Source organism: Bacillus cereus group sp. Sample62 (assembly GCF_036851315.1).
In the GTDB taxonomy this organism is placed as follows: Bacteria; Bacillota; Bacilli; order Bacillales; family Bacillaceae_G; genus Bacillus_A; species Bacillus_A wiedmannii.
The window spans coordinates 949,046-960,704 of sequence record NZ_JAFLPK010000001.1 but is presented as its reverse complement, the minus strand read 5'-3'; the positions used below and the strand labels follow the sequence as shown (position 1 = coordinate 960,704).

Sequence of the window (11,659 nt, the reverse complement as noted above, 5' to 3'; positions counted from 1 at the left end):
CATTTAATACGTATCAACTTCCATATTAATTATTATTAGCACCAATTGATCTATTAAGGAGTTTTGCTGAAGCCTTTGTATTATTAATTAATACTCCTAATCTGTGTTTTTCTTCTACCGAGAGTCGAGTATAGTCATGTGAAAACCCTTGGCATTTTAGTACTAACTCCGATAATAACCCCATATTTTTAGAAGAAAGTAAAATAACTTCTTTAATTTCTTTCCTAGTTCCTTCAATGACTTTTACATACTTATGTATCTCTACTGCTTGTCTATTTGCCTTTTCCGCAATCTTTTTATTTTTACCGCTCTTAATTAATCCAGCAGTAGCCAGCGCACCACCGCCAATCGCCCATCCAATTGGACCAGCTAATCCTAGTACCGCTGTGCCCGCAGCAGTACCTCCACCACCTACAGCAAGTGCACCGCCACCTAACCAAGCCAATGCCGCATTGGTCGCTGCCGCTCCACTTAAAGAAGCTATAGCTGTACCTGTTGATGCAGTACCAAATGTGGTCGCAATTGCCATTGCTGCAGTAGGACCGAATGCAGCTACACCAATTCCTGCAGCCACACCTGTAGCTGCCGTTCCACCAGTAGCTAAATTTGCCTTTTCGATTTCCTGTTCTACACCCTCAATTAAACCTAAAAACTTATTTGTTTGAATTTTAATTTCTTCTAACTCAGTATCTAACTGTGTCGGTTTATTACGCAAGCTATTAAGAAACTCCCATGCATCGTCAATAACCCTTTTGAATTGCATACGTATACCAAAAAGTTCTTCAGCATCCTCTACTAGCTGTTTATTTTGCAACTCATACCTCTCTTGCTCAGATTTCAAATTTCTAATAGCATCCTCACGTAAATTCTTATTAAACATAACAACATCCTCCTTAAAATCTTCTAGTTTCACTATTTACTACATAATTCATACTTCCCAAGCATCTCCCCCAAACTCTCCCTCATCTCATCCCGAAATTCCACTGGCTTCAACACCTCAACAAAAGGTCCTTGGCTCAGTAACCACATTTTGATTCCCTTACCAAATACTTTCGCTTCAATGATGGCACCATCGTCATCTTGAGATACGACGCGTGCAGTTGGAAGACGATCTAATACAGCTTGTAGTGATGCGCCTGAAAAACGGAATGTAAGATCCATTAATGGCCCTGAATGCATAAATTGAATTTTCTTTCGAAATTCTCCTTCTTCAAAACGATCTGTATAGTTAACTTTAAAATGTTCCTTTTGGATCTCATAGTTTGCGATTCGATCCATCCTATAAATCGTTGGGAATTCAAAGTCACGTTCTACCGGAAAAGCCGCTAAGTAAAAATAATACTCAGAAAATAGAATTCCTACTGGTTTTACTTGTCTTTTCGTTGCTTCTGTTGCCGTTTCTTTTTTATATTCCATTTCCAACAACTTCTTCGTTCTAACCGCATCACTAATGTCCCATATCATTTGAAGTAAAGAACTTTGATGTTGTAATGGTTCATAGTGATGACGCTCATTTCTCATAACATCCTTAATAAAATCACGATCTTTCGGTGCTGATTGATTCATAATTTTATCAAGTAACGTATTCATTTCATCCTTCGAAAAAGCCCTTGTTTCTAGTAAAACTTTTCCTAACGATAGGATTTCTTCTTTGCTAAGCCATAGATCACTACTTCGCGACAAATGAACTTGTTGTTTTTTATCGTCCTGTTCCAATTGCAATGAATTACCCGAATTCATTTCTAAATACAACTCTATCTCTTCTAGATCCCTTTTAATTGTTTTTGGATGAACTCCAAAATTGTCTATCTCTTCTTTCTTTAGTAACACGTTCCCCTTACATAGACGATCATATAAAGATAAAAGTCTTATTGCTTTTTTCTCACGTTCATTCAAATTCCCCACCATCCCTTATTAAAAACGTAATATAGAACTATTCAAAACTAGATATTTCAGCTACAGAATCTATCCTTATTCTTCCACTAAGTTATACGATTACTTTACCATAAGAAGGTGGACAACTTTTGTCCGTTTCTAATATTTTTTTAACATTGCACGACATTTATTTCATAATAATTCCAGCAATATGATTATACTCTTTTTCTAGATAAAACAATATAGTTAACCTGTAATATTCTTAAAATGCCAATGAATACAACAATCCAAAAAAACATATCAACGATTATCCAATTATATCAATCACAACTCCGAATATATCAACGTTTCAGCACAACATATCGACTTACCGACAAATTCCGCAGAAACTAGCAACCTACAAAAAAACCCTCTAAAATGATTGTTATATATGATCGAAAATGTAGAATGAAATTAAAGTCAAAAAAAACATTTAGGAGGTTATCATGACATTTGATGAATTGAAAAAAACCAAACCAACAACCTCATGGGTTGAGTATGATGAAGATGGGGAATTTTTCACCGAAGAAAATATAAGTGCAACAAATACGGTTCTTGACACTTACATTAACAATTTGCAGCAATTAGGGGAGAACCCAACCGAAGTCGAAGTAATGCAAGTTGTTAAAGAGGTAGTTATTAAAATAAATGAACTAAATATCGAACATGACCATTTTATCGAAACAATGGAAAGAGAAGATCTCTATGAATTTATCGATGCAGCTGCACGAATAGCTGGCTTAGAATCCGAAGAAGATATAACAGAAGAATGGCGGGAATGGTAAAAAAGCTGCATACTTGGTGTCTAAATTTACTCCTTCATAAAACTTTGTCCCTTATTCTCCAATTGGGAAATAAGGGACAAACAAAGACAACTCCAATAGAACCAAATACTAAGATATATTAATTTTTTCATTCAAACTAATAATATGATTAGATGTTTTTCTAAGTTCTTCTTCTCTAACTAAAATTAATCTATTTTCCAAACTCATTTCTCTAATCAATTACCAAGGCATTCTGAACATAATTATCTTATATTCTTTAAGATGTGTATCCTTAAAGTATTAAATAAACAGAAAAACAGTCGACTCTTTATATAAAAGTCGGCTGCTTTCTTATCATTCGGGCTCTCCCTTGCGAAGGAGTTCAACAACTGCTTGCAAATGCCCTTTAACACTAGCTTTTGCATTACATTTGAGATGCAAAAGCGCATTATAAACAAAAAAGACCACCAAAAGGCAGCCTCTCTCAAAACTCAATCCTATTCCCCACCCCACGCTCCACCGCCTTCTCATACAAATACTTCGCAACAATAATATCCACTACCGCCAAACCAACCGATTTAAAAACAGTAATCTCTTCATCGCTTTCGCGGCCTGCTTTTTCTCCGCTTATAATTTGACCAAGTTCAGCGTGAATGTCACTTGCTTTGAATAAACCTTCCTGTATCGGAACTTGAAGATCCCCTGTCTCTTCTAATGCTGCTTCTTTTGATTCGACTACTACTTTGTTAGCGCCCGCGATGGCGTGGGATGGTAGTTCTTGCATGTTCGGTCTGAATGAACCAACGGCGTTTATGTGGACGCCTTTTTGTAGTTTTTCTGAGAAGACTGGTGTGGATGCGTTCGTAGTTGTGACAATAATGTCTGCTTCGCTTATTGCTTCATTTGCATTTGTGTGAACATATGCAGGTTTATTGAATCTCTCTTGTATATGTTGCGCAAATGCATACGCTTTTTCTTCTGTTCGATTGTATAAAATGACTTTTTCAATATCTCTCACCGCAAATACAGCTTCAGCAATTCCCTTCGCCTGTTCTCCTGTCCCAATGATGCATAAAGTTTTTGCGTTATGACGAGCTAAATGTTTTGTCGCTACTCCTGATAAGGCGCCTGTTCGGATCATCGTTAAGTAGGATCCTTCTAAAAGTGCGAGCGGTTCTCCCGTTTGAAAGTCTGATAGCATCACAATCCCGTTTATCGTTTTCTTTCCTATCTTTTTGTTCTCGGGGACTACTGTTACTACTTTTAAGCCAAGTGCCTCAAGCCCTTCCGCTACTGAAGGCATAATTAATGCCGTATTTTTCTCGTTCGCAAATGGTAATGAGCCACGAATTGGTGTAATTGTTCTTTCTGCGGAAAATTCTTGTAAAGCAAGCGCCGCGTATTCAATGACTTCATTCATATTTACTAAGTTTCGTTGTTCGTTCGCGCTTATGACTAGCATATCTTTCCACCTCCTTCTTCTACCCCGTATTAACGGGCAGTAAGATTCCCATCTGAAAATTCGGTTGAACAAAGAAGTTATATGGGAAATCAACTGCCCGTAAAAACCCGATTGGTTCAACTAATAATCAGTGGAGGATGAACCCCTCCGCTGATTAAAGTTTCACTTTATTCTAACAAAAATCCTCGATTCAAATCATCTCTCGGGTCTACAACGAACTGATGAAACCCTGTAATAAAGGCATTCCCCGTTACTTTCGGAACGACAGCTTCATATGTATCTACTGCGGTTACCGACAATACTTCCCCTTCGAATTTCCCGTCAGTAATGCATTCGTGGACGAAAAGCTCTCCCTTTTGTAAAGCATCTTTTTCAAAAAGAGTCGCGATTCTTGCAGAAGTTCCTGTACCACAAGGAGAACGATCTACTTGCCCATCAGCAAAAATCGTTACATTTCGTAAAGTTGCGTCTTCCCCTTTCGGTTCATCTGAGAAAATAACACCATATATTCCTTTTAACCCTTCTTCAAGTGGGTGCTTTACTTCCATTTGGCTCTCGATGTAGCGCTTAATTTTACCGCCCCACGTTTGAATCGCAGGTAAGTCTTTGAAATCGACTTTCAAACCAAATTCTTTACAGTCTACTACCGCATAAAAAGCTCCACCAAACGCGATATCTACTTGAAATTCATAGTCATCTATTTTAATAGGAACGTCTTTTTTGTATACAAATGAAGGAACATTTTCAAATGATACGGACTCTACTTCACTCCCGTTATATTTCGCGTACGCAATGACTTCCCCAGCAGGGCTATCAATAATGAACTTTTGTTTCTCACCTGTCACTTCAAACATACCAGTTTCAATTCCGACTGTAATAACCGCAATAATGCCGTGACCACACATCGTACTCCAGCCTTCATTGTGCATAAATAATACACCAAAATCAGCGTGAGCACTTGCAGGTGGTGTAATGATACAACCGTACATACCGTGGTGTCCTCTCGGTTCATACATAAGAACTTCGCGAAGATGGTCCAAATGCTCCATGCAGTATGCGCGTCTTTCCAGCTGCGTTTCTCCCTTTATTTCTGGCACGCCGCCTGTAATAATTCGAAGCGGTTCCCCAGCTACGTGTGCATCAATTGTCGTATACACTTTACTAACCTTCATTTCTATCTCTCCCCTATATGTTAATACTATTTTTATTGCAAATATCATGCCAACGCATAGGGTATAAATTTGTATACATTGTGTAAAAAAGCATACACTACTGTCTATTTTTTTATACAGTAGACAGCGAATGATTATTAGCCCGTACAAAACAAAAAAAAGCCATAACGTCACTACTTGAGCAAAGTTATGGTTCCTTTTTAAATTATTTTGCTGGATTGGAGCCAAAATCAAATTTATCCCGCATTTAACGGGCAGTAAGACCCCCACCTCAAAATTGAGCGAAAGCAAAGAAGTTAGGTGGGAGATCAACTGCCCGTAAAAGCCCGATTGGTTCAACTAATAATCAGTGGGGGATGAACAAAACCCCCACTGATTAAAGTTTCACTTTATATGTCACTCGGCAATTTTTCCCACTCACTTAAATGCATGACATCTTGTTTTACGTTTTTCTTTTCAGGAAGTAAATATAGAAATTCTAAAGAATTACCGTCAGGATCATAAAAATAAAGATTTGCAGTAGGTGTCCACGTCTGGACCATAGGCTCAGACGGTTCAAGACCGAAAGCGGCCCTTGGGTTTATTCCTTTATTAAGAAGCCATTCCCTTGCATGAATGATTTCTTCATAGTTAACCTTGAATGCAAAGTGACTTTTATGGAATTCCTCTTCTGATACCTCCCAAATGCCCAGCATTTGTTCCTTCTTATTATCTTTATCAAACCAAAAGAATGCTACACGGCGTTCTTCAATTGTGCGAGCATGAAATAATCCAAGTTTAGTATAAAATTCTTTTGCTACTTCTAAATTTCTTGTTTTAACATGTGTTTCATATAAAGTACCTGGAAACAAAGCATATTCCTCCTTTATACTTTTAGAAATTCTTACTATAAAGCCTATTTTAATAAACTAGAAATAGAAGTAATATCATATTCTCCTTACATGTTTTTTCAATTTTGTAGCCCTAATACTGAATAAAAAAGAAAATTCTCTCCCCCTGCCACATATACTGTTCAAAAGCAAAAGGAAGTGATCCAATGTATTACGGAACGAAAGGCTGGTACGTAGCTGAATTAAAAAAATTAGGCGTGCGCTATCTTGAAGGACGAAAACTAGAAAGTTACCGCGGGCACGTTTTACGCAATTTATTACTTGCACAACAAGAGAAATTAAAAGAACAGTAATATACTAATGTAACAATATCGGCGATTCGACATAGGATATCGACTTACCGACAAATCCCCCTAATTCATCTATCTACACTACCAACCAATCACACATCAATATCAAACAAAAAAGGTCACCCAAACGGGTGACCTTCCTTTCTTATTTACAAACAAGAATTTGTCTAGTAAATGATCCTTTTCTTGTAATACAGCGATCTGCAATTTCAAATCCTGCTTCATGAATCATGTCGTCCATCGTTTCCATCGTGACAACGACTACCTTTTTAGCGATGCGGCGCGCACTTGAAAGAATGGAGAACTGGTCTTCTGGTGTTGCATGCGTAAATAAGTCGTACGGCATATCGATAATGGCAACGTCGTAGTTCTCAGTAATTTCCTCAATTGGACCTATTGTTACTGTCCCTTCAAATCCGAAATGTGCGATGTTTTTTCTCGTTCCAAGAACTACCAGTGGATTAATATCTCTACCAACGATGTTAATCCCCATAGAAAGTGCTTCTACTACTACTGTTCCAATACCGCAGCACGGGTCAATTGCTCGTACTCCATCTGGATTTGGTACAGCAATATTAGCAACTGATCTCGCAACACGTGTGCTAAGAGATGTCGAGTAACTATGCGGTTTTTTTATGTGATGATACCAAACTGGCTCACTTTCTACATAGTGTCCGAAGTACCAGCGTCCTCCAAGAGGAACAATCCCGAATACACGCTCTGGATTACGAACATCTGCCTCTCCTTCAATATGCATACCGAGGTCGCGTTCAATGAGACGTCTTTCCCCATATTCAATTTTATTTTCTTTCCCAAGGTCATTGATTTTAACGAAGATAACTTTAAATGACGCCCCCGCCAAATCAATTTGTTCCACTTGTTTTAGAATACTTTCTAAGTCGTCTCCTTCATACATAACCTCAACGCGCTCTTTTATAAACGCACTTCTACTCGGTTCAATTTTGACATCACTTTTCAAAATATTAACGTGAGACTCCATTCCAAAGAACGAGCGCATTTCCAAGTAACATAAAGCACGCTCCTCCTCGCGAAATGCATACGTATATATACATGCAGGTGTTTTACTATGATTATTCAATCTATGATCATCCTCTATCGTTTAAAATTGTTATGATTACAATTGCTACAATACTTTTCTTATAAAATTAAATGATATCACATGCCGGAAATAAAGAGAAACGTTAATAAATAAAAGAGACTGCCATTGGCAATCTCTTTTTATTTATTAACGGAAAGAAGATACGCTATTACCCTTTGCTTCGTAATAATCTAAAATACCTTGATAAATCGCTTCCGCTGCAGCTTGTCTCTGTTTTGGTGTAGCAATTTTATCTGCATCACTTTTATTATCTACAAATGCTAATTCTGTTAATACAGCTGGCATTGTATTTTCTCTAGTTACGTATAAGTCCTGATGTTTCGCACCACGATCTTTTGTTCCAAGTGCTGCTACAAGACGGTCTTGAATTTTTTGTGCTAATAACTTACTGTCTTCTACATGCGGATTCGTTACTTTTGCTCTTGCTGACTTATAATATAATGTTTCTGTACCTTGTCCATTTTTCTCTTCAGAACCATTAGCATGAATACTTACAAAAATATCTCCATTATGTTCCTGTGCAAATTCTACACGTTTCTTTAATGAATCAGGACCACTTGTTCCCGGGCGTGTATCATCTGTACGAGTGAACATCACGGTAAATGGTGCCTTTTGCTCAAATATTTTCTTTAATCGTAATGATACATCTAATACAGTTTGACTTTCTTTCTCATAATAACCAGGATTACCCGAGTCAATTCCACCGTGACCTGGATCAATAATAATTGCTTTACCTTCTAAGAAGTTCTCTTGTTTTACTGGGTTTAATTGATTTTTATCAACCCATTGGAAGCCAGCGCCTACGCGAATACGAATCCAGCTGCCACTCTCTTCCATGATCGTTACTGTTTGTGCATTATATGTACCTAGCACTTTAGAACTATGTGAAGCTGTTTCATATGCAGTAAAGTCTTGGTTAATTGTTTCTGTTTTTTCTTGTAGAGGTGTCCACTTCTCACCTTTACTTGTTACAATTTTCAACCAGCCGTCTGCTCTTTGCTCTTTCACTTCAACCATTTGTGGCTTATGCTGAACGTCAGTAATACCAGATGATAATGATGGTTGATGATATGTAATAAAGTTTCTGTTCATATACATTCTTTTTGATGTATTTGTTTTATTTTTATCAGCCTTCGCAATGAACTGAGCTGCTTCTGCACGAGTTACAGTTCCTTCAGGATTCCAGCCATTTCCCGTACCATTAGAAATCTCTAAGGCTACTAAAATATTAGCTTGTTTCTTACCCCAATGAGGTTCCAAATCTTTAAACTGTGTTGGAAGTTCTCCAATAATTTTCTTATCTAATGAGTACGCTTGTACTAACATAGATGCCATAGATGCACGGTTCATTTTATTGAATGGATTAAATTTACCAGTACCATCTCCATTAATTACACCTGCTTTTTCCACTGCAGCAATGTACGGTGCTGCCCAATGGCTTTGTGCGTCTTTAAAAGATGGTTTTGCTTTTGGATCAATTGGTAAACCAAGAACGACTGCTATGATTTTTGCAGCTGATCCTCTATCTACTGCTTCAGATGGAGAAAACGTTCCATCTGGCTTTCCATCAAGCGCTTTTTTTTCTACTAAATAATTAACTGATTCTTGCGCCCATGTAGGAACATCCGAAAACTTCTTCGCTGCTGCGAAACTACTTACTGGAGACGATAATAAACTTGCGGCTAAAATACCTGCCGCGACTGCACGATACTTCATAAAAAATAATACTCCTCTCAACAATCACCTTTTAATAACGCGTAATCTTAATATATAAATTTCGATAAATCCGAACAAAAAAAATTAATGCGCCTCTATCATTTTATAATACTCGAATTATGTAGTAAACCTACTTTCTTAATATTGTAAAATAAAATACAATTAATTTACTTTTTGTTAAATAAAGTCGATTTCTCTACAAACAAAAAATAGGCTACTAGGAGGTAGCCTATTTCTTTTCTTATTCTGCAATCATCTCTGATAATACATATGCATAAACAAGTGCTTCTGTATGAGCAATCGAACTTTCATGTGTACGCTCAAATGCATGAGAAGAATCAATACCCGCTCCAATTAATGCATGTTTCACATCAAATCCAGCGTGAATCGCAGCTGATGCATCCGATCCATAGTACGGATAAATATCTACTTTATATTCAATATGATTCGTTTTCGCAAGCTCTACTAAATGTTTACGCAGTGCATAATGATACGGACCACTAGAGTCTTTTGCACAAATAGATACAGTATACTCGTCAGATGCTTGTCCATCACCTAGCGCTCCCATATCAACTGCTAAATATTCAACCGTTTCTTCTGGAATGTTAGAGTTACCACCGTATCCAATCTCTTCATTATTAGAAATTAAGAAATGAGTTGTATATGGTAATGTTACGTTTTCATCTTGTAATCTCTTAATTAATTTTAATAGAATCGCAACACTTACTTTGTCATCTAAATGACGTGATTTTATGTATCCACTCTCTGTAATTTGAACGCGCGGGTCAAATGAAACGAAGTCTCCTACTTCAATGCCTAATTCGCGTACTTCATCAGCTGAAAACACACGCTCATCAATACGAACTTCAATATTTTTCTCATCGCGTTTCGCCTCACCTGCATCTTTATATACATGCACAGATGTTTGATGCATTAAAATCGTTCCTGTATACGTCTTACCGCTTGATGTTTCAATTTCGCAATATTCTCCTTCTACAGAGTTCCAGCGAAATCCTCCAATCATAGAAAGACTCAGACGACCGTCAGGCTTAATTTCTTTTACCATCGCACCTAACGTATCAACGTGTGCCGTTAATAAACGGTGCTGTGCATCATTTTTCCCTTTTACCGTTAAAATGAGAGCGCCTTTATTGTTACGCTTCGTTTCTACATTCCACTCACTTACATAGTTTTCAATAAAACGAATGATTTTCTCTGTATTTCCAGATGGACTTGGAATAGAGACAAGCTCCTTAATAAGTTCCATCGTTTCTTTCGCATGATGTGCCATTGTCGTTCCCTCCTCATTTTCTCTATTATTTAGTATACCGAATTTACTATAAATCCTCTACTCATATAGCTTAATTTTCTAAATTGCGGTAAAATTCTTTTTAGTATACAAAAGGAGTTATAAAATATGAATATATCAAAAAAACATATACACATTGCACTCATTTGGTTTTTAGCATCATTATTTTGTTTACAAGTTTCTTATGCAGTTCACACTACTACTTCTATTACAATTGGCTCGGTATTAACAGCTATCTTCTTCATTATTAGTTTAATTGCAACAAAAAAGCATAGCGTTACTCACTAACGCTATGCTTTCCCTACGAAACTATTCCTCTGAAACATCCAATAAATAAATGCCTCTTTCAAATCCACCGCGCTCTATTTCTTTTTGCTTACGAAGACGTTCTATATCTTCAATTGTTGCACCTTCTGCACGCGCTAATGAGATAATTACTTCCAGTGCATCCGCAAGAGAATCTAGCGCATGTTCACGCTCTTTCATAGAAGCAAATTCACGAATTTCTTCCGTTCCAATTTTCGCTAAAGCTTGTATGTATGCTTGTCCTGTTAATTTTTGTGCTGTATATGTTTTTCCAGACATTAAAATCTTCTCTGGAACACGATCTCTTACTAACTTGTTATATGCTGACATCATTTATCCTCCTATGTTTAATAACATCCGAGCTCTGCTTTATAGAAAAACCATTTTTTCTTCACGCACTAAGCATATCAATTCCTGATCCATGTGCCCTTACGTGAGGAAAGAAATAGTGCTCTGATTCCTCTTCCTTACCATATAGAGTTTGGTACTCAGCTGGAATGGCTTCTTTTTTCACATCTTTTTCTTTCGTCACTTCGCTAGAAAACGCAACGCTTGGATGTCCTTCAAAAAACAACGCAGTTCGCACAGCTATAGATGGTGTACTATGCAAAGCATAATATGCTATGACAATCATGCCGATAACACCGATAATTTTTTTCATATATTACTCCTAAAAAAAAGTGCTAACACAATTATACTAAAATGTGTTAGCACTT

General features: G+C 37.2%; 11 protein-coding genes and 2 pseudogenes. 3 read left to right on the top strand and 10 right to left on the bottom strand.

The genetic code is table 11. The features are described from left to right. Positions 1-25 precede the first annotated feature (25 nt). Positions 26-880 (bottom strand): DNA polymerase III subunit gamma/tau, encoded by an 855-nt coding sequence (locus tag J0835_RS04850; RefSeq protein WP_087979610.1) that lies wholly within the window; start codon positions 878-880, stop codon positions 26-28. Positions 881-912: 32 nt separating this feature from the next. Then, the gene (locus tag J0835_RS04845; RefSeq protein ID WP_087979609.1) at positions 913-1,908 is read right to left on the bottom strand and encodes a helix-turn-helix transcriptional regulator; all 996 of its coding nucleotides are present in this window, start codon (positions 1,906-1,908) and stop codon (positions 913-915) included. A gap of 452 nt (positions 1,909-2,360) precedes the next feature. On the opposite strand from J0835_RS04845, the gene J0835_RS04840 reads away from it, so the two are divergent. Next, positions 2,361-2,699, top strand: coding sequence for a hypothetical protein (locus J0835_RS04840; protein ID WP_087979608.1), 339 nt, complete (start codon positions 2,361-2,363; stop codon positions 2,697-2,699). A gap of 463 nt (positions 2,700-3,162) precedes the next feature. Here the strand turns inward: J0835_RS04840 and J0835_RS04835 are convergent, their stop codons facing one another. From J0835_RS04835 to J0835_RS04825, 3 genes are all read right to left on the bottom strand, one after another. Continuing rightward, on the bottom strand, positions 3,163-4,140 hold the full coding sequence (locus J0835_RS04835) for an ornithine cyclodeaminase family protein (RefSeq protein WP_087979607.1): 978 nt from the start codon (positions 4,138-4,140) through the stop codon (positions 3,163-3,165). A 167-nt stretch (positions 4,141-4,307) separates the two neighbouring features. Continuing rightward, positions 4,308-5,360 (bottom strand): proline racemase family protein, encoded by a 1,053-nt coding sequence (locus J0835_RS04830; protein ID WP_140386683.1) that lies wholly within the window; start codon positions 5,358-5,360, stop codon positions 4,308-4,310. Positions 5,361-5,701: 341 nt separating this feature from the next. Further along, entirely contained in the window at positions 5,702-6,163 is a 462-nt protein-coding gene (locus tag J0835_RS04825) for a VOC family protein (protein ID WP_087979605.1), read from the bottom strand. Positions 6,164-6,295: 132 nt separating this feature from the next. Here J0835_RS04825 and J0835_RS04820 point away from each other — a divergent pair. Next, a pseudogene (locus J0835_RS04820) lies at positions 6,296-6,495 on the top strand (YflJ family protein); the annotation flags it as partial. A 142-nt stretch (positions 6,496-6,637) separates the two neighbouring features. On the opposite strand, the gene J0835_RS04815 reads toward J0835_RS04820, so the two are convergent. The 3 genes from J0835_RS04815 to J0835_RS04805 all read right to left on the bottom strand — a co-directional run bounded on the left by J0835_RS04815 (position 6,638) and on the right by J0835_RS04805 (position 10,619). Next, positions 6,638-7,591, bottom strand: coding sequence for a TRM11 family SAM-dependent methyltransferase (locus J0835_RS04815; RefSeq protein ID WP_087979604.1), 954 nt, complete (start codon positions 7,589-7,591; stop codon positions 6,638-6,640). A 147-nt stretch (positions 7,592-7,738) separates the two neighbouring features. Next, positions 7,739-9,328 (bottom strand): N-acetylmuramoyl-L-alanine amidase, encoded by a 1,590-nt coding sequence (locus J0835_RS04810; protein ID WP_087979603.1) that lies wholly within the window; start codon positions 9,326-9,328, stop codon positions 7,739-7,741. A 241-nt stretch (positions 9,329-9,569) separates the two neighbouring features. Then, positions 9,570-10,619: a M42 family metallopeptidase gene (locus tag J0835_RS04805; RefSeq protein ID WP_087979602.1), complete on the bottom strand. Its 1,050-nt coding sequence runs from the start codon at positions 10,617-10,619 to the stop codon at positions 9,570-9,572. Positions 10,620-10,745: 126 nt separating this feature from the next. Between J0835_RS04805 and J0835_RS04800 the strand changes: the two genes are divergently transcribed. Further along, positions 10,746-10,925: a hypothetical protein gene (locus J0835_RS04800; protein WP_087979601.1), complete on the top strand. Its 180-nt coding sequence runs from the start codon at positions 10,746-10,748 to the stop codon at positions 10,923-10,925. 21 nt (positions 10,926-10,946) lie between these two features. On the opposite strand, the gene J0835_RS04795 is transcribed toward J0835_RS04800, so the two are convergent. Further along, positions 10,947-11,273 carry a nucleoside triphosphate pyrophosphohydrolase gene (locus tag J0835_RS04795; RefSeq protein ID WP_060629731.1) on the bottom strand — a complete coding sequence of 109 codons (327 nt, stop codon included), beginning with the start codon at positions 11,271-11,273 and terminating at the stop codon, positions 10,947-10,949. Between the two features lie 17 nt (positions 11,274-11,290). Further along, a pseudogene (locus tag J0835_RS04790) lies at positions 11,291-11,604 on the bottom strand (hypothetical protein). Between the last annotated feature and the right edge of the window lie 55 nt (positions 11,605-11,659).